The following is an 18138-nucleotide window of genomic DNA, read 5'->3' on the forward strand; positions in this document are numbered from 1 at the left end:
CTGCGTACAGTGGGGTCATGCCTGCCACCGCCGCCGAGCCGACCCACCCCGCCGCCGCCCGCATCGAGCTGGTCGAGGTCCTGGCGGCGCTCGGACACCCCGTCCGGCTGGAGATCGTCCGCAAGCTGTCCTCCGGCGAGGAGGTGTTCTGCGGCGAGGTCGTCCCCGACCTGCCCCGCTCCAGCGTCACGCACCACCTCAAGACGCTGCGCGAGAGCGGCGTGATCTGCCAGCGCCCCCAGGGCCGCAAGCTCTTCCTCGCGCTGCGCCGCGAGGACCTGGAGCTCCGTTTCCCCGGTCTGCTCGAACTCGTGCTGGCCTGTCGGTCCCGCCCCCTAGACTCGGAATGCGATGAGCAGCCTCTTTGACGACAGTTTCCTGGCGGACCTCACCCCCTCCGACGAGGTCCCGCCGCCGCCCGAGGACCACGCCGCCCCCGAAGCGGGCGCGGACGATCTCTTCGGGGGGCGGTTCGACGTACCCATGAGCGGGGACGCGTACTACCGGGACGGCGCCCCCAGGCCCGTCATCGACCCGGCGACGCTCCTGGACGGGCTCAACGAGGAGCAGCGCGCGGCCGTGGTGCACGCGGGCTCGCCGCTGCTCATCGTGGCCGGCGCCGGCTCCGGCAAGACCCGGGTGCTGACCCACCGCATCGGACACCTGCTGTCCGCGCGGAACGTCCACCCCGGTCAGATCCTGGCGATCACCTTCACCAACAAGGCCGCCGGTGAGATGAAGGAGCGCGTCGAGGGTCTGGTCGGCCCGCGCGCGAACGCCATGTGGGTCTCCACCTTCCACAGTGCGTGCGTGCGCATCCTGCGCCGCGAGTCCAAGCGGCTCGGCTTCACCTCCTCGTTCTCGATCTACGACGCGGCCGACTCGAAGCGCCTGATGGCCCTCGTCTGCCGCGACCTGGACCTGGACCCGAAGAAGTTCCCGCCGAAGGCCTTCAACGCCAAGATCTCGAACCTGAAGAACGAGCTGATCGACGAGGAGGCCTTCGCCGACCAGGCCGTCGACGGCTTCGAGAAGACCCTCGCCCAGGCGTACGCGATGTACCAGGGGCGGCTGCGCGAGGCCAACGCCCTCGACTTCGACGACATCATCATGACCACGGTCCACCTGCTCCAGGCGTTCCCGGACGTCGCCGAGCACTACCGGCGCCGCTTCCGGCACGTCCTCGTCGACGAGTACCAGGACACCAACCACGCCCAGTACACGCTGGTGCGCGAGCTCGTCGGCACCGGCTACCCGGACCTGCCCCCGGCCGAGCTGTGCGTGGTGGGTGACGCCGACCAGTCGATCTACGCCTTCCGCGGCGCGACCATCCGCAACATCCTCCAGTTCGAGGAGGACTACAAGGACGCGACGACGATCCTGCTGGAGCAGAACTACCGCTCCACCCAGACGATCCTCTCCGCGGCCAACGCGGTCATCGAGCGCAACGAGAACCGCCGCGCCAAGAACCTGTGGACCCAGGCCGGCACCGGCGCCGTCATCACCGGATACGTCGCGGACACCGAGCACGACGAGGCCCAGTTCGTCGCCGACGAGATCGACCGGCTGACGGACGCGGGCGACGCCAAGGCGGGCGACGTCGCGATCTTCTACCGGACCAACGCGCAGTCCCGCGTGTTCGAGGAGATCTTCATCCGGGTCGGACTGCCCTACAAGGTCGTCGGCGGCGTCCGCTTCTACGAGCGCAAGGAGGTCCGCGACGTCCTCGCGTACCTGCGTGTCCTGGCGAACCCGGAGGACAACGTCCCGCTGCGGCGCATCCTGAACGTGCCCAAGCGCGGCATCGGCGAGCGCGCCGAGGCGATGATCGACGCCCTCGCGATGCGCGAGAAGATCACCTTCCCGCAGGCGCTGCGCCGTGTGGACGAGGCCTTCGGCATGGCCGCGCGCTCCACCAACGCGGTGAAGCGGTTCAACGTGCTGATGGAGGAGCTGCGCACGATCGTCGACTCGGGCGCGGGTCCGGCGGTGGTGCTGGAGGCGGTGCTGGAGCGGACCGGCTACCTCGCCGAACTCCAGGCGTCGACCGACCCGCAGGACGAGACGCGCATCGAGAACCTGCAGGAGCTCGCGGCCGTGGCGCTGGAGTTCGAGCAGGCGCGGGAGGCCGCGGCGGCCGAGGCCGCGGAGACCGGGGCCCCGGCTCCCGGGTCCGGCACCCTGGCCGAGTTCCTGGAGCAGGTCGCGCTCGTCGCCGACTCCGACCAGATCCCGGACGAGGACACCGAGGGCACGGGCGTCATCACGCTGATGACCCTGCACACCGCCAAGGGCCTCGAATTCCCGGTGGTCTTCCTGACCGGCATGGAGGACGGGGTCTTCCCGCACATGCGGGCGCTGGGCCAGACCAAGGAGCTTGAGGAGGAGCGCCGCCTCGCGTACGTCGGCATCACGCGGGCGCGCGAGCGGTTGTACCTGACCCGCTCCAGCATGCGCAGCGCGTGGGGCACGCCCTCGTACAACCCGCCGTCGCGGTTCCTGGAGGAGATTCCGGCGGAGTACCTCCAGTGGAAGCGGACGGGTGCGACGCAGAAGCCGGCCGGTCCGATGCGGAGCTCGGGGTACGGGTCGTCGTCGTCCGGATCGGGCAAGGCGACGTTCGGCACCTCGCCGGAGGCGTTCCTGTCCTCGTCGCGTACGAAGTCGGGCCCGTCCGGATTCGCGACGCGGCGGGCCGCCGACAAGCCGGTCATCGCCCTGGTGGTCGGGGACCGGGTCACGCACGACCAGTTCGGGCTCGGCACCGTCATGGAGGTCAAGGGAGCGGGCGCGGACGCGCAGGCCACCATCGACTTCGGGGACGACAAGCCCAAGCGGCTGCTGCTGCGATACGCGCCGGTGCAGAAGCTGTAGGACGGGACGGCGGGCGGCCGCGCGGCCTTCGGGCCGCGCGGCGGTTACGCCGGGGGATTGCGTGGCGCGGTTACGCCGGGGGATTGCGTGGCGCGGTTACGCCGGGGGTTTCGCCGGGCTGCTGCGCCGGGGGATGGGTGGGGCGGTTACGTCGGGTCCAGGCCGTGGCTGCGGAGCCAGGGCAGGGGGTCGATCGCGGATCCGCCGCCGGGCCGGACCTCGAAGTGGAGGTGCGGGCCGGTGGAGTTGCCGGAGTTGCCCGAGTAGGCGATGACCTCGCCCGCCTTGACCTTGCCGCCGCGGATCTTGGTGGAACTGAGGTGGCAGTACCAGGTCTCGGTGCCGTCGGGGGCGGTCACTATCGCCATGTTCCCGTAGGCGCTGTTGTACTGCGTGCGCACGGTGCCGTCCGTGGCCGACATGACCGGTGTCCCGTAGGAGACCGGGAAGTCGATGCCGGTGTGCACCGACATCCACATGCCGCCGGCCTGGCCGAAGTTGGCGCTCAGGCCGTGCTGCTCGACGGGGATGGCGAACTTGGGGCGGGCGGCCTCCTTGGCCGCGGCCTCCTCCGCCTTCTTCTTCTTTTCCTCTTCCTGGCGCTCGCGCAGGTCGATGCGCTCCTGCGTGCGGCTCGCGCGGTCCGCGAAGTCGCCCGCGTCGGCGCTGAGCGCGACCAGTTGAGTGTCGAGCTTGGTGTTCGCCGCGACCGGTTTCACCGAGGCCGGGTCGGGCGCGGCCATCGTGGTGGGCTCCTCGGCGGGCCGGTCGGTGCCGGTGAGGCCGCCGACGGAGGCGGCCGCGACGCCCGCGACACCCATCACGCAGGCCGAGGGCACGGCCACGGTCAGCAGGGCGGAACGCTTCGCCGGGTTGCGGCGACGGCTGCTGCCGCCGGCGCCGGCGCCGGTGCTGCTGCTCGCCTTGGAGCCGGTGCCGGCCTTGCCGTTGCCCTTGGCGGCGGTCCGGCGCGCGGAGCGCGGAGCCGAGGTCACGGGCATGGCCTGGGTGGGGAGGTCGTGGACCTCGGGCGGCTCGGGTGCCTCGTGGACCTGCGGCGTTTCGTCGGAGAGCGACTCGAAGACGGCGGTCTCGGTGTACGTGTCCGTGTACGTGTCCGTCCCGGTCTCGAAACCGGTCTCGAATCCGCTCTGGTGCCCGGAGTCGATGGTGACGGCCTGGGTGGCCTCGTAGGCGTAGCCGACGGAGGTCGCCTGGTACGTGTACTCCTGCGGCGCGGGCTCGGGCTGGGGCGCGGCCTGGTACTCGTACGCGTAGGCGGCCTCGGGCTGGGCCGGGGTCTCGGCGACGGTGTTCCAGGCGGTGGCGTCGTAGGCTCCGGTCTCGGTGCCGGTGGTGCCGTAGCCCGGCATCGCCCAGTGACCGGTCTGCTCGCCGGAGGTGTCGTAGCCGAAGGAGGGCTGCTGGTACTGCGCATAGCCGGAGTAGTCCGCGCTCGGCGTGTTCCAGGCGCTCGCGTCCCAGCTCCCGGTGGTGTCCTCGGGGGCGGCCTGGGTCGGGATCGTGGACAGGTAACTGTCCTGCGAGGCCCACGCGGTGGTGTCGTACGCGCCGGTGTCGTAGGAGCCGTAGGCGGCGTAGTTGACCCCCTGGCCCTGCGTTTCGTAGGAAACGTAGGTCGAGTCACCAGCGAAAGCGGTGGTGGAGAGGCCGTCGTACCCGGCATCCGGATACTGGCCCGACGTGGGGCGGTCGTTCACCAACTTCTCTTTCGCCTCGGCAGTGGGGGCCTGGGTGGCCGGGAACTCAAGGTTCACCGGAGGAGAGCAGTGGCGTGACTGTACCCGGCGGTTACTCGCATCGACAATCTTCGCCGGGACCTCAGATCTCCGGAACCGGGCATTCGGCCGTCTTTCGGTCGCCGAAATGCGGACCCTTGGCCTTGAGTTCGAAATTAGTTCGACTGCCGGTCGCTCGTCGGCTAGGCGACGGAGGCGGTGTCCGAGCCCGTGACGGCGGCCAGGCCGGGTCCTTCGAGGGTGCGCCGGACCGCCGCGATCACGGCGGGATGGGCGGGCAGCGCCAGATGTCCGATGCCGGTGACCTGCACATTTTCCACACATAGATCCGGGTGCTCGATCCGCGCCGTCCCGGCCGGGGTCATGATCGCGTCGAACTCGCTCCAGAACGCCACGCATCGGGTGGCACAGCCGGGCGCGGGCGCGGCGAGCTCGGTCATCACCTCGGAGTCCGGCCGTATCTGCCGGATCAGCGGGTGCGCGTCCATGAAGGGGGCGACCCGGGTGCCGGAATGCGGGGTGCCGAGGGTGACGAGCGTCCGGACCCGGGTGTCGCCGCCGAGCCGCTGCACGTAGTAGCGGCCGACCAGACCGCCCAGGCTGTGCCCGACCAGATCCACCCGTTCCTGTCCGGTGCGCTCGCACAGCTCCTCGACACGCCGGGCGAGATGGCGGGCGGTGACGCGCAGATCGAGCGTGAAGGGCGAGTAGTTGTACGCCTCCACGTGCCGGCCTCCGGCCCCGAGGGCGCGGCGCAGCAGGACGAAGACGGACCGGTTGTCGGTGAACCCGTGGAGAAGGAGGACCGGCGGCCGTGTCGCCGGCGGGCGGGTGGTGACCTTCTCCTGGCACACTCCGGTGGGATACAGCAGGAGGTGTCCGCCGAACACCACCACCTCAAGCACGCCGGCCCGCAGCGCGGCACCGGACAAGGGCATGGACATGGGTATGAGCAGCCCCATCGACGGCCTCCCCTGAGCCTCTGCGGGACCGCGGCGCTCGCACCACCGTGCCGTGCGGCTGTCGGCACGGTGGCGCAATGCCGTCCCACGTGTGATTTCCCCCTCGTGATTGACCGCGAAACGGTGGCGTGCGCGATGCTGTACTTAACGTTCGTTCACTCGGGAGGCAGTGCGATGGGTGTGACCGGTCCGATCCGTGTGGTGGTGGCCAAGCCGGGTCTCGACGGCCACGACCGCGGGGCCAAGGTGATCGCGCGGGCGCTGCGGGACGCGGGCATGGAGGTCATCTACACCGGCCTCCACCAGACCCCCGAGCAGATCGTGGACACCGCCATCCAGGAGGACGCCGACGCCATCGGCCTCTCGATCCTCTCCGGCGCCCACAACACGCTCTTCGCGCGCGTGCTGGAACTCCTCAAGGAGCGCGACGCGGAGGACATCAAGGTCTTCGGCGGCGGCATCATCCCGGAGGACGACATCGCCCCTCTGAAGGAGAAGGGCGTCGCCGAGATCTTCACGCCGGGCGCGACGACGACCGCCATCGTGGAGTGGGTCCGCGCCCACGTCCGCCAGTAGCCTCCGGCGGCCCGCAGCCTCGCGTACATCCGGCCTCGCCAGCGTTTGAGGCGCGGGGTCCAGGGCGGAGCCCCGGGCTTCGGGTCCCGGCCGAGCCCCCCCCCGCAGGGGCTAGGCCGGGGCCAGTTCGGACAGCATTGCCGCGCGGAGGCGAAGGGTCGAGACGAGCCGCTGGAACGCCTCGGCCCAGTACGCGGCCGCGCCGGGGGCCGCGTCCGGCAGGTCCTCCGCGGCCGTGGTCAGGGCCTCCAGCCGGCCCGCTTCCGCGGGATCGAGGCAGCGCTCGGCCAGGCCCATCACCCCGCTGAAGCTCCACGGGTAGCTGCCCGCGTCGCGGGCGGTGTCCAGCGCGTCCACGACCGCCCGGCCCAGCGCTCCCGCCCATGGCACGACGCACACCCCGAGCAGCTGGAAGGCCTCCGACAGCCCGTGGGCCCGTATGAACTCCGCGACCCACTCCGCCCGCTCCGCGTGCGGGAGGGTCTCCAGCAGCTTGGCCCGCTCCGCGAGCGAGGCCGTGCCCGGACCCGCCGCGGGCGGCGCGGACGCCGGGCCGAGCAGCGCCCGAGACCACGGCGCGTCGCGCTGGCGCACGGCGGCCCGGCACCACGCCGCGTGCAGCTCCTCCGTCCAGCCGTCGCCCGCGGCCACCGGCAGCGCCACTATCTCCGCCGGGCCGAGCCCCCCGAACCGCTCCCGCCAGCACGACAGCGGCGCCGCCTCCACCAACTGACCGAGCCACCAGGCCCGCTCCCCGCGCCCGGCGGGCGGCCGCTTGACCACCCCGTCGCGGAGCATCCCCGCGTCGCACTCGGCCGGCGGAGTCACCCCCTCGGGGCCTACGCAGGCCAGCGCGCGCTCCGCCATCCGCCCGGCCAGCGCCGAGGTCGGAAGCGCCGACAGCAGTTCGGCGGCCGTGGCGCGGACATTGCGGCTTCGGTCACCCAGCGCCGCCTCCAGGAAGGGCTCGTCCCCCTCCGACAGCCCCACCCTCAGCGAATCGAGGAACATCAGCCGGTCCTCGGCCCGTTCGGTGGCCCAGGTCGTCGTCAGCAGCCGCGGCGCGGCCGCCGCCTCGTGGGCCCGGACGGCCCCGAGCAGGGCCACCCGCTCCGCGAACAGCCCCTCCTGCCACAGCCGTTCCACCGCCAACCGGTCCGTCACCTCCGGCAGTTCCCCGGCACCGCCCGAACCGCCGCGCAGGGCGAACCGCCAGTCCGGATTCATCCGCGCCAGCCACAGCCCCCGCGTCCCGGCCAGGGCCAGAGCCTGCGGCCGCAGGTCCGTACGGGCCCGGGCCGCGTCCAGCAGTGCCGGTACGAGCGCGGCCGGCGAGCGGTATCCGTGCCGCGCGGCGGCGGCCAGCCACTGCGGCAGCAGCTCCGTCAGGTCCGGGGCGGTCCCGCGCCGCCCGCCGCCGTTGACCGGGCCGCCGCGGCCGGCCAGCAACTGCGCGAGCCTGCGGCCGGCTGCCTCCGGCGGCGCGGGCCGGGGGTCCCGGGGCGCGGGCTCCGGGCGCGGCCCGGCCTCGGCCGGAAGCAGCCCGGCCCGGCGCCGTACGGTGTGCACGGCCGCCGCGTCCAGCAGCGCCTCCGGTGAGCCCGCCGGGCCCCCGCCCCGGCGCCGCTCGGTGCCCAGCAGCGCGGCGGCGACCAGCTCCTCCCACTCCCCGTACCCCTCGTCGGCCTTGTCCATCGGGCCCCTCCCTCGTCGCTCGTCGTCGCTCGTCGTCGGTCGTGTCATGGGCTCCGGTCCCGCCCCCTCCACGGGACCGGAGCTGTCGGTGTCCCCGTCTGCCTGCTCGCGTTCAGCTGGCGTGGTTGTCGTTCATGCAAGCCCCCCGGCTCGTCGTCGTTTCTCGTGCGGCGCCCCCCGGCGCCGTACGTCTCGCCGCCCTGTGTGACGGCACAGGACCCCCCAGGCCCCCTGCGATGTGTTTGCTTTTCTCCGCTCCTGATCAGGACAGGGCGACGGGCTCGGTCGAGTCCGGCTGCCAGGCCGTCAGAGGGGTGAAGCCGCGGTGGCCGCACTCGCCGAACACCGTCACCGGGCCCCCGCCCGACAACGCCGCCAGCTGCCACAGCCCCCCGCGGGAGCGGCCGCCGCCCCCGGTGAGGGGCACCGGCAGGGCGGAGGTGCCCTCCGCGTCCGCCAGCTGCCAGCCGAGCTCTCCCGGTATCGGAACCACCGGACCGAGCACCACCGGCCAGGACTCCAGCCACGGGTCCTGCCGCAACGCCGCCCCGTACGCCTCCAGAGCCGCCCCCGTGCTCACCCCGGCCGGAACCTCCGCGCACGGCACGGCTGCCGCGAACCTCTCACCGAGGTCCGCCCGCAGCCCCGCCGACCCGGGCCGGAAGCGCATCTCCGCCTCCAGCACCAGCCCCACCGGCAGAGCCAGCCCCGGTGGCCGCCCCGGCGGTCCGAAGTCCAGCACCAGAGCGGGCCGCCCGCCCGCCAGCCCGCGCAGCCATATCCGGCGGGTGGTGAGCCGGCCGTCCGGCGACACCGTGTCGTACTGGGCGAGCACCAGCCACCGGTCCCGTACGGCCTCCCCCTCCCCGGAGGCCGGCAGTCCCACGCGGCTGCGCACCGTCGCCGCCAGCTCTTCCGGCAGCCCGGCCACCCCCAGCCATGCCCGGTCGAGCAGGTGCAGCAGCGCCGCCTCCTCCAGCATCCGGGCGGGCCAGCCGGGGCCGCAACTGGGTATCGTCCCCAACTCCCGTACCCTTCCGGCCAGTCCGGGTGCCTGGGCGTCGACCATGCGGGCCGCCGTCTCCTCCCATCCCGCGTATCCCGCCTGCTCCTGGCCCGCGAGGCCGCCACGCAGCAGATCGGCCAGCCGCTGCTCCAGCTCGGTGACGCCCGCGCCGACGCGAGCCGCCCGCCGCTCGGCCCGCTTCCGGGCCCCCTCCTCGTCGGCCGGCGCGGCCCTCCCGCCGGGCGGCCGGGCGGCCTTGGCCGCCCGGTCCGCCAGCCACTGCGCGGCCCACTCCGGAGCCTCGCCCGGCTCGCCGACCCCCTCCGCCGACCAGAGCAGCAACAGCCCCAGCGCGTGCTTGCAGGGGAACTTCCGGCTCGGGCAGGAGCACTTGTACGCGGGGCCCGTCAGGTCCACGACCGTGCGGTACGGCTTGCTGCCGCTGCCCTTGCACAACCCCCATACCGAACCGGAAGCGGAACCTCCGATCTGCAACCACGGCCCCGCCCCGCCGAGTCTGCCCCCCGCCTTGCGTGAGGCATCGTCAGGAGCCAGATCCAGTACCTGTTCCGCTGTCCAGCGGTCCCCCTGATCAGTCATGTGAACCACCGTAGAGACCGCCACTGACAATCGCTCTGACCAGCAACAACGCTATCGGCAGGGTCCGTTGTCAGTGGCGTGGTGCACCGTGGAGTCAGCAGTCGGGAGCGGCTGCCGAGCTTTGGAGGGGGACCATGACCATGCACGGGAACGAGCAGCGAGCAGAGGCTCTGCGACCGCATGCCGAAGATGCCTTCGCACACGAACTGAAAGCCCTGGCGGCCGCCGACGACCGACCCCGACCGACCCGCTGGAAGCTCTCCCCGTGGGCCGTCGCCACGTACCTGCTCGGCGGCACGCTCGACGACGGCACGGTGATCACACCCAAGTACGTGGGGCCGCGCCGCATCGTCGAAGTAGCCGTCACCACCCTGGCCACCGACCGCGCCCTGCTCCTGCTGGGCGTCCCCGGAACCGCCAAGACCTGGGTGTCCGAACACCTCGCGGCCGCCGTCAGCGGAGACTCCACCCTCCTCGTCCAGGGCACCGCGGGCACACCCGAGGAAGCCATCCGGTACGGATGGAACTACGCCCGGCTGCTCGCCCACGGCCCCAGCCGCGAGGCGCTCGTCCCCAGCCCCGTCATGCGGGCCATGGCCGACGGCATGACCGCCCGCGTCGAGGAGCTCACCCGCATCCCCGCCGACGTCCAGGACACCCTCATCACCGTCCTGTCCGAGAAGACCCTCCCGATACCGGAGCTCGGCGAAGAGGTACAGGCCGTGCGCGGCTTCAACCTCATCGCCACCGCCAACGACCGCGACCGCGGGGTGAACGAGCTCTCCAGCGCGCTGCGCCGCCGCTTCAACACCGTGGTGCTGCCCCTGCCCGCCACCGCCGACGCCGAGGTCGACATCGTCGCCCGCCGCGTCGACCAGATGGGCCGCGCCCTCGACCTGCCGGCCGCCCCCGAAGGCCTGGAGGAGATCCGCCGCGTCGTCACCGTCTTCCGCGAGCTGCGCGACGGCGTCACCGACGACGGCCGTACGAAGGTGAAGTCGCCCAGCGGCACCCTGTCCACCGCCGAGGCCATCTCCGTCGTCACCGGCGGCCTGGCCCTGGCCGCCCACTTCGGGGACGGCGTGCTGCGCCCCTCCGACGTGGCCGCCGGGATCCTCGGCGCCGTGGTCCGCGACCCGGCGGCCGACAAGGTGGTCTGGCAGGAGTACCTGGAGGCCGTGGTCCGCGAGCGCGACGGCTGGAAGGACTTCTACCGGGCCTGCCGGGAGGTGACCGTATGAGCCCGAGCCCGGTGAAGGGCCCGCTGCTGCTGGGCGTACGGCACCACGGGCCCGGCTCGGCCCGTGCCGTCCGGGCGGCCCTGGAGGCAGCCCGGCCCGAGGCGGTGCTGATCGAGGGCCCGCCCGAGGGGGACGCGCTGCTGCCGTTCGCCGCCGCGGAGGGGATGCGGCCGCCCGTCGCGCTCCTCGCGCACGCGGCGGACGATACGGGCCGGGCCGCGTTCTGGCCGCTGGCCGGGTTCTCACCCGAATGGGTGGCCATCCGCTGGGCCCAGGAGCACGACGTCCCGGTCCGGTTCATCGACCTCCCGGCAGCGCACTCGCTCGCCGCCGGAGGGGAGGAGCCGCAAGGGACCGAGCCGGACGCCGTCCGGCTGGACCCCCTGGCCGTGCTGGCCGAGACCGCCGGGTACGACGACCCCGAGCGCTGGTGGGAGGACGTGGTCGAGCACCGCGGCGCCGGGGGCGCACGGGAGGATGTGCTCGGTGCCTTCGAGGCGCTCGGGGAGGCCATGGGAGCCCTGCGCGAGGCGTACGGCGACGGGGGCCACCGGCGCGACCTGGTGCGCGAGGCGTACATGCGCCAGCGGATGCGGGCCGCCCGCCGGGAGTTCGGCGACGCCTACGCCGTGGTGTGCGGAGCCTGGCACGTCCCCGCGCTGCGGGCCAAGGCCACCGTGGCCGCCGACAAGGCCCTGCTGAGCGGCCTGCCCAAGGTCAAGGTGGAGACCACCTGGGTGCCCTGGACCCACCGCAGGCTCGCCCGGGCCGGCGGGTACGGAGCGGGGATCACCTCGCCCGGCTGGTACGCCCACCTCTTCTCCGCCCGGGACCGGCCCGTCGAGCGCTGGCTGACCAAGGTCGCCGGCCTGCTGCGCGAGGAGGACCGGCAGGTCTCCTCGGCGCACGTCATCGAGGCGGTCCGGCTGGCCGAGACCCTCGCAGCGATGCGGGGCCGGCCGCTGGCCGGCCTGACGGAGACGCTGGAAGCGGTCCGGGCGGTGATGTGCGACGGCTCCGACATACCGCTCGCACTGATCGAGGACCGGCTCGTCGTCGGCGACGTGCTCGGTGAGGTCCCGGACGGAGCCCCCGTCGTACCCCTCCAGCGCGACCTGACGCGACAGCAGCGCACGCTGCGGCTCAAGGCCGAGGCGCAGGACCGCGAGCTGGAACTGGACCTGCGCAAGGACACCGACACGGCGAAGTCCCTGCTGCTGCACCGGCTGCGGCTGCTCGGCATCGCCTGGGGCACACCGGCCGCCTCCCGGGCCGGCACCGGAACCTTCCGGGAGACCTGGCGGCTGCGGTGGGAGCCGGAGCTGTCGGTGCGGATCGCCGAGGCCGGCATATGGGGGACCACCGTCCTCGGGGCGGCCACCGCCAAGGCCGAGGCGGACGCCGCCGGGGCCGGGGAACTGGGCGAGGTGACCGCCCTGGCCGAACAGTGCCTGCTGGCCGGGCTCGCGCAGGCGCTGCCCGCCGTACTGCGGGCCCTCGCCGACCGGGCCGCGCTGGACACCGACGTGGCGCGGCTCGCCAAGGCCCTGCCGGCCCTGGCCCGTTCGCTGCGGTACGGGGACGTCCGGGGCACCGACGCGACGGCGCTCGGCGCCGTGGCGGCCGGGCTCGCCGAGCGGATATGCGTGGCGCTGCCGTCGGCCTGCACGGCCGGCCTGGACGCCGACGCGGCGGCGGAGATGCGCGGGCACGTGGACGGGGTGCACGGGGCGATCGGCCTGCTGGCGGACGCCGACGAAGGGCTGCGGGAGCGCTGGTCCGCGGTGCTCGCCACGCTGGCCGGCCGGGACACCGTGCCCGGCCTGATCCGCGGCCGGGCGGCCCGGCTGCTCCTCGACGACGGGCGGCTGCCGGCCGAGGAGACGGCCCGGCTGATGGGGCTCGCCCTGTCCCCGGCGTCCTCCCCGGCCGATGCGGCGGGCTGGATCGAGGGCTTCGCGGGCGGGAGTTCGGGCGGGGGCACGCTGCTGGTCCACGACGACCGGCTGCTGGGCCTGATCGACACCTGGCTGGTGGGGGTGCCGGAGCGGGCGTTCACCGATGTGCTGCCGCTGCTGCGGCGGACGTTCGGGGCGTACGAGCCGGGCGTGAAGCGGACCCTGGGCGAGCTGGTGCGGCGCGGGCCGGGCGGTTCCGCGGCCCCGGTGCCCGGTGGCTCGGCTCCGGCGGGTTTCGCCCCGGAGCTGGATCCGGAGCGGGCGGACGCGGTGGTCGGGCTGGTGCGGATGCTGCTTGCCGGGTGAGGTGCCGGTCCGTTGCCGGGGCTCCGCCCCGGACCCCGCGCCTCAAACGCCGGCGGGGCTGAAAAGAGCGCCTCGAACGTCGGCGGGGCTGAAAAGAGCGCCTCGAACGCCGGCGGGGCTGGATCGGCGCGGCGGGGCTGGATGAGCGGGGCCGGATGGAACAGCCCACGTGGACACGACGAGTGGAGGGGGACGGACGGATGAGCGGTACGGACAACATGGGCACGGCCGGAGACGAGCGGCTGCGGCGGTGGCGGATGGTGCTCGGCGGGGGCGAGGCCGACGGCACTGGGTGCGCGCTGGCCGGGCGGGACGCGGCGATGGACGCCGCGCTCGGCGCGCTGTACGGCGGGGGCGGCGAGGCGGGGTCCCGCAGGACATCGGGGGCGCGGTCGGCCGGGCTCGGCGGGTCCGCGCCGAACGTGGCCCGCTGGCTGGGGGACATCCGTACGTACTTCCCGAGCTCCGTGGTCCAGGTCATGCAGCGCGACGCCATCGAGCGGCTGGGCCTGGCCGCCCTGCTGCTTGAGCCGGAGATGCTGGAGGCCGTCGAACCGGACGTGCACCTCGTCGGCACCCTGCTCTCCCTCAACAAGGCGATGCCCGAGACGACGAAGGAGACGGCGCGGGCCGTGGTCCGCAAGGTCGTCGAGCAGCTGGAGAAGAAGCTCGCGGCGCGGACCCGGGCGACGCTGACGGGCGCCCTGGACCGGTCCGCACGGATCAGCCGCCCGCGCCACCACGACATCGACTGGAACCGCACGATCCGGGCCAATCTCAAGAACTACCTGCCCGAGTACCGCACCGTCGTCCCCGAGCGGCTGATCGGCTACGGCCGGGCGGCGCAATCGGTGAAGAAGGAGGTGATCCTCTGCATCGACCAGTCGGGTTCGATGGCGGCCTCCGTCGTCTACGCCTCCGTTTTCGGCGCGGTCCTCGCCTCGATGCGCTCGATCGCCACCCGTCTGGTCGTCTTCGACACCGCGATCGTCGACCTGACCGACCAGCTCGACGACCCGGTCGACGTCCTCTTCGGCACCCAATTGGGCGGTGGCACCGACATCAACCGCGCTCTCGCCTACTGCCAGTCGAAGATCACCCGGCCCGCCGACACCGTCGTCGTCCTGATCAGCGATCTCTACGAAGGCGGTATCCGCAACGAGATGCTGAAGCGGGTCGCCGCGATGAAGGCGGCGGGCGTCGAGTTCGTGACCCTGCTGGCCCTGTCCGACGAGGGGGCCCCGGCCTACGACCGCGAGCACGCCGCAGCCCTTGCGGCGCTGGGGGCCCCGGCCTTCGCCTGCACCCCCGACCTGTTCCCGGAGGTGATGGCCGCGGCGCTGGAGAACCGCCCCCTGCCGATCCCCTGACGGCCGCGTCCCGGCCTTTGCTGTGAATCGGTGAATCACACGAACTTCCAGTTCAACCGTGAGGCGATCTGTGACAGGTATCACCGCTCAGGTGTGATCTGCGATTTAGGGACCCACGTCCCTCGGGGATAACCTGCGGGACGGACATGCCGCGTCCACGGTCACCGTGTGCGCCTTCCTTGTGACAGCGCCGTCACGTTGCCCTCCGCGGCACGCCCACGCAGATAGCAGACAACCGCGAATCACTGCGAATCTTTAAAAAGACAAGGGACGGACGCGCGTGGACCTGTTCGAGTACCAGGCGAGGGACCTCTTCGCCAAGCACGGTGTACCGGTGCTGGCCGGTGAAGTCATCGACACGCCTGAGGCGGCTCGCGAGGCCACCGAGCGGCTGGGCGGCAAGTCGGTCGTCAAGGCGCAGGTGAAGGTCGGCGGCCGCGGCAAGGCCGGCGGCGTGAAGCTGGCCGCCACCCCGGACGAGGCCGTCGCCCGGGCGACGGACATCCTCGGCATGGACATCAAGGGCCACACGGTCCACAAGGTGATGATCGCCGAGACGGCTCCGGAGATCCTGGAGGAGTACTACGTCTCGTACCTCCTCGACCGGACCAACCGCACCTTCCTCGCCATGGCGTCCGTCGCGGGCGGCATGGACATCGAGCAGGTCGCCGAGGAGACCCCGGAGAAGCTCGCCAAGGTCCCGGTGAACGCCAACGAGGGCGTGACCATCGAGAAGGCCCGCGAGATCGTCGCGCTGGCGCAGTTCCCGGCCGAGGTCGCCGAGAAGGTCGCCGAGGTCCTCGTGACCCTGTGGGCGACCTTCATCGCCGAGGACGCGCTCCTCGTCGAGGTCAACCCGCTCGCGAAGGTCGCCAACGGCGACGTCATCGCGCTCGACGGCAAGGTCTCGCTCGACGAGAACGCCGAGTTCCGCCAGCCGGGTCACGAGGAGTTCGTGGACCACGCGGCCGCGAACCCGCTTGAGGCCGCCGCCAAGGCGAAGAACCTCAACTACGTCAAGCTCGACGGTGAGGTCGGCATCATCGGCAACGGCGCGGGTCTCGTCATGAGCACCCTCGACGTCGTCGCCTACGCCGGCGAGAACCACGGTGGCGTCAAGCCCGCCAACTTCCTGGACATCGGCGGTGGCGCCTCCGCCGCCGTCATGGCCAACGGCCTTGAGATCATCCTCGGCGACCCGGACGTCAAGTCCGTCTTCGTCAACGTCTTCGGTGGCATCACCGCCTGTGACGAGGTCGCCAACGGCATCGTCCAGGCGCTGCAGCTGCTCGCGGACAAGGGCGAGGCGGTCACCAAGCCGCTGGTCGTCCGTCTCGACGGCAACAACGCCGAGCTGGGTCGCAAGATCCTCTCGGACGCCAACCACCCGCTGGTCCAGCGCGTGGACACCATGGACGGCGCGGCCGACAAGGCCGCCGAGCTCGCGGCTGCGAAGTAAGGGCAGAGGTCACAGACTCACATGGCTATCTTCCTCAACAAGGACAGCAAGGTCATCGTCCAGGGCATGACCGGTGCCACGGGCATGAAGCACACCAAGCTGATGCTGGCTGACGGCACCAACATCGTCGGCGGCGTGAACCCGCGCAAGGCCGGCACCACCGTCGACTTCGACGGCACCGAGGTCCCGGTCTTCGGCTCCGTCGCCGAGGCGATGGAGAAGACGGGCGCCAACGTCTCCGTCCTCTTCGTCCCGCCGGCCTTCGCCAAGGCCGCCGTGGTCGAGGCGATCGACGCCGAGATCCCGCTGGCCGTCGTCATCACCGAGGGCATCGCGGTGCACGACTCCGCCGCCTTCTGGGCGTACGCGACCGCCAAGGGCAACAAGACCCGGATCATCGGCCCGAACTGCCCGGGTCTGATCACCCCCGGCCAGTCCAACGCCGGCATCATCCCGGGCGACATCACCAAGCCCGGCAAGATCGGTCTCGTGTCCAAGTCGGGCACGCTGACCTACCAGATGATGTACGAGCTCCGTGACATCGGCTTCACCTCCGCCGTCGGCATCGGTGGCGACCCGGTCATCGGCACCACGCACATCGACGCCCTGGAGGCCTTCGAGGCCGACCCGGACACCGAGCTGATCGTCATGATCGGCGAGATCGGCGGCGACGCCGAGGAGCGTGCGGCGGACTTCATCGCGAAGAACGTCACCAAGCCGGTCGTCGGCTACGTCGCGGGCTTCACCGCCCCCGAGGGCAAGACCATGGGCCACGCGGGCGCCATCGTCTCCGGCTCCTCCGGTACCGCGCAGGCCAAGAAGGAGGCCCTTGAGGCCGCCGGCGTGAAGGTCGGCAAGACGCCGACCGAGACCGCGAAGCTGGCGCGCGAGATCCTCGCCGCCAAGTAAGCGCGACATCGCACGGGCGTGGCCCGCACCCCCCCTGGGGGTGCGGGCCACGCCCGTTCCCATGCCCGTTCTCATTCGACCTTCGGGGCGATCCGCGCCGGTCCGGCCTCCGGGTCGGCGAGCAGCTTGTCGTGGAGCTTCCTGCTCCGTTCGGTGAGCTGCTGGGGGCCGGCGAGCGGGGGCACGCCGGAGACGCTCTCGCCGGGGGCCAGCGGGGGCTCGTAGTGGGTGGGCGCTGTCATGAGCGTGTAGGCCGTCGAGACGGCGATCATCGCCGTCAGGCTGAGGGTCGCGCGGGTCCACAGCCGGGTGCGCCGCTCGCCGCCGCCGCGGACGGCGGCCGCCGGACGCGGATCGAGGTCGACGGCCGGTCGCAGCGCGGTGAACAGGTCGCGCAGCAGCGCCGACTGCTTTTCGAGCGGTACGTCGGCCAGTTCGGGGAGCCGGTCGGCGAGGTCGGCGTGCGCGTGCACGAGCCGGTTGCCCGCCGTGGGCGTGGTGGCCTCGGTCTCGGCCGCGGTGTCGGGGAGGTCGAGGCCGACGCCGTCGTAGAGCAGGACGGTACGGCGGTTCGCGGGGGACAGCGAGAGCAGGGCGTCGAGCAGGATCCGGTCGGCGGGCTCGGCGGGCGGCTTGTCGAGATGGCGGTGGGCGCGCCGGAACCGGTGCCAGGGCGAGAGCGCGTACTCGTACACGATCGCGCGCACCCAGCCCACCGGGTCCGGGTCGGTGGCCACCTCGGGCCACCGGTCCCAGGCCTGGACGAAGGCCTTCTCCACGGCCTCTAGGGCGAGTGCCCGGCGGCCGGTGAGCAGGTAGGCCTGCCGGGCGAGGTCGCGGGCGGCGTGAACGTAGAGGGCGTCGAAGGCCTCGGCAGGTCCCGATACCAGGGCCCTTGCGGGGTCCTCGGCGGGGAGCTCACCGGGCTCGGCCTGCCCGTCCGCGGCCTGCGCGCCCGCGGCCGGTCCGTCCACGGTCGGTCCGTCCGAGGCCGTTCCGACCGTGGTCGGTCCGTCCGGGACGGGCGGGCCCGCGGCGGGTGGGTCCGCGGCGGGTTCCTCCGCCGCCCTGGCCGTCTTCGCCTCCCCGGGCGCCCCGGCGGGACCGGCGTCCTGCGGCGGGGCCGCCAGGCGCGCCAGGAACTGCGTGTACAGGTCGCGCTTGCGCCCGCGGGGGGCCGTGCGGCCCGATTCCCAGGAGCGGATGGTCGCCGCGGTGACCCCCACGGCCGCGGCGACCTCATCGTGCGTCAGTTCCGCCGCCTCGCGCAGTCTGCGGCGCTCCTTGGGGGCGGGCAGGCTCAGCTCCGAGTCCTCTGAGGAGGTCGTCTCGACGCTTCGTGTCATGCCACACTCCCCGCGAACCGGCCGCTCTGGGCGAAAAAGTACATAAACGTATATTGAGCGACACCACGGGCATTCG

13 protein-coding genes are annotated in these 18138 nt (G+C 72.6%); 8 read left to right on the forward strand and 5 right to left on the reverse strand.

Translation table 11 applies throughout. From position 1 onward, the window contains the following. Positions 1 to 17 precede the first annotated feature (17 nt). Positions 18 to 368 carry an ArsR/SmtB family transcription factor gene (locus ACFY0D_RS17795; RefSeq protein WP_390799163.1) on the forward strand — a complete coding sequence of 117 codons (351 nt, stop codon included), beginning with the start codon at positions 18 to 20 and terminating at the stop codon, positions 366 to 368. Continuing rightward, a complete protein-coding gene (pcrA, locus tag ACFY0D_RS17800) occupies positions 352 to 2874 on the forward strand; it encodes a DNA helicase PcrA (protein WP_390799164.1) in 2523 nt (840 codons plus the stop codon). The genes ACFY0D_RS17795 and pcrA overlap by 17 nt, the downstream gene beginning before the upstream one ends. A 146-nt stretch (positions 2875 to 3020) precedes the next feature. On the opposite strand, the gene ACFY0D_RS17805 is transcribed toward pcrA, so the two are convergent. Both ACFY0D_RS17805 and ACFY0D_RS17810 read right to left on the reverse strand, forming a co-directional pair. Further along, the gene (locus ACFY0D_RS17805; protein ID WP_390799165.1) at positions 3021 to 4595 is read right to left on the reverse strand and encodes a M23 family metallopeptidase; all 1575 of its coding nucleotides are present in this window, start codon (positions 4593 to 4595) and stop codon (positions 3021 to 3023) included. Between the two features lie 221 nt (positions 4596 to 4816). Further along, the gene (locus tag ACFY0D_RS17810) at positions 4817 to 5596 is read right to left on the reverse strand and encodes an esterase/lipase family protein (protein ID WP_390799166.1); all 780 of its coding nucleotides are present in this window, start codon (positions 5594 to 5596) and stop codon (positions 4817 to 4819) included. A gap of 174 nt (positions 5597 to 5770) precedes the next feature. Between ACFY0D_RS17810 and ACFY0D_RS17815 the strand changes: the two genes are divergently transcribed. Continuing rightward, entirely contained in the window at positions 5771 to 6172 is a 402-nt protein-coding gene (locus ACFY0D_RS17815; protein ID WP_030012651.1) for a cobalamin B12-binding domain-containing protein, read from the forward strand. Between the two features lie 111 nt (positions 6173 to 6283). Here the strand turns inward: ACFY0D_RS17815 and ACFY0D_RS17820 are convergent, their stop codons facing one another. Then, the gene (locus ACFY0D_RS17820) at positions 6284 to 7867 is read right to left on the reverse strand and encodes a DUF5691 domain-containing protein (RefSeq protein WP_390799167.1); all 1584 of its coding nucleotides are present in this window, start codon (positions 7865 to 7867) and stop codon (positions 6284 to 6286) included. Positions 7868 to 8129: 262 nt separating this feature from the next. Beyond that, positions 8130 to 9473, reverse strand: coding sequence for an SWIM zinc finger family protein (locus ACFY0D_RS17825; RefSeq protein ID WP_390799168.1), 1344 nt, complete (start codon positions 9471 to 9473; stop codon positions 8130 to 8132). A gap of 134 nt (positions 9474 to 9607) precedes the next feature. Here ACFY0D_RS17825 and ACFY0D_RS17830 point away from each other — a divergent pair, with 134 nt between their 5' ends. From ACFY0D_RS17830 to sucD, 5 genes are all read left to right on the forward strand, one after another. Continuing rightward, entirely contained in the window at positions 9608 to 10714 is a 1107-nt protein-coding gene (locus ACFY0D_RS17830; protein ID WP_389119612.1) for an AAA family ATPase, read from the forward strand. Then, on the forward strand, positions 10711 to 12978 hold the full coding sequence (locus ACFY0D_RS17835) for a DUF5682 family protein (RefSeq protein ID WP_390799169.1): 2268 nt from the start codon (positions 10711 to 10713) through the stop codon (positions 12976 to 12978). The genes ACFY0D_RS17830 and ACFY0D_RS17835 overlap by 4 nt, the downstream gene beginning before the upstream one ends. 200 nt (positions 12979 to 13178) lie before the next feature. Next, entirely contained in the window at positions 13179 to 14348 is a 1170-nt protein-coding gene (locus ACFY0D_RS17840) for a VWA domain-containing protein (RefSeq protein ID WP_390799170.1), read from the forward strand. A gap of 280 nt (positions 14349 to 14628) precedes the next feature. Next, a complete protein-coding gene (sucC, locus tag ACFY0D_RS17845) occupies positions 14629 to 15807 on the forward strand; it encodes an ADP-forming succinate--CoA ligase subunit beta (protein WP_030389142.1) in 1179 nt (392 codons plus the stop codon). A gap of 21 nt (positions 15808 to 15828) precedes the next feature. Continuing rightward, positions 15829 to 16716, forward strand: coding sequence for a succinate--CoA ligase subunit alpha (gene sucD / locus ACFY0D_RS17850; RefSeq protein WP_189733229.1), 888 nt, complete (start codon positions 15829 to 15831; stop codon positions 16714 to 16716). A 71-nt stretch (positions 16717 to 16787) separates the two neighbouring features. Here the strand turns inward: sucD and ACFY0D_RS17855 are convergent, their stop codons facing one another. Then, complete coding sequence (locus ACFY0D_RS17855; RefSeq protein WP_390799171.1) at positions 16788 to 18062, reverse strand: RNA polymerase sigma factor; 1275 nt, start codon at positions 18060 to 18062, stop codon at positions 16788 to 16790. Between the last annotated feature and the right edge of the window lie 76 nt (positions 18063 to 18138).

This window comes from Streptomyces sp. NPDC001502 (assembly GCF_042894785.1).
Classification (GTDB): Bacteria; Actinomycetota; Actinomycetes; order Streptomycetales; family Streptomycetaceae; genus Streptomyces; species Streptomyces kutzneri.

What these genes read in the sequence shown, in the direction of transcription:
- ACFY0D_RS17795 (WP_390799163.1), top strand. Translation starts at nt 18, where the DNA reads ATGCCTGCCACCGCCGCCGAGCCGACCCACCCCGCCGCCGCCCGCATC.
- pcrA (WP_390799164.1), top strand. Translation starts at nt 352, where the DNA reads ATGAGCAGCCTCTTTGACGACAGTTTCCTGGCGGACCTCACCCCCTCC.
- ACFY0D_RS17810 (WP_390799166.1), bottom strand. Translation starts at nt 5,596, where the DNA reads ATGGGGCTGCTCATACCCATGTCCATGCCCTTGTCCGGTGCCGCGCTG.
- ACFY0D_RS17815 (WP_030012651.1), top strand. Translation starts at nt 5,771, where the DNA reads ATGGGTGTGACCGGTCCGATCCGTGTGGTGGTGGCCAAGCCGGGTCTC.
- ACFY0D_RS17820 (WP_390799167.1), bottom strand. Translation starts at nt 7,867, where the DNA reads ATGGACAAGGCCGACGAGGGGTACGGGGAGTGGGAGGAGCTGGTCGCC.
- ACFY0D_RS17825 (WP_390799168.1), bottom strand. Translation starts at nt 9,473, where the DNA reads ATGACTGATCAGGGGGACCGCTGGACAGCGGAACAGGTACTGGATCTG.
- ACFY0D_RS17830 (WP_389119612.1), top strand. Translation starts at nt 9,608, where the DNA reads ATGACCATGCACGGGAACGAGCAGCGAGCAGAGGCTCTGCGACCGCAT.
- ACFY0D_RS17835 (WP_390799169.1), top strand. Translation starts at nt 10,711, where the DNA reads ATGAGCCCGAGCCCGGTGAAGGGCCCGCTGCTGCTGGGCGTACGGCAC.
- ACFY0D_RS17840 (WP_390799170.1), top strand. Translation starts at nt 13,179, where the DNA reads ATGAGCGGTACGGACAACATGGGCACGGCCGGAGACGAGCGGCTGCGG.
- sucD (WP_189733229.1), top strand. Translation starts at nt 15,829, where the DNA reads ATGGCTATCTTCCTCAACAAGGACAGCAAGGTCATCGTCCAGGGCATG.
- ACFY0D_RS17855 (WP_390799171.1), bottom strand. Translation starts at nt 18,062, where the DNA reads ATGACACGAAGCGTCGAGACGACCTCCTCAGAGGACTCGGAGCTGAGC.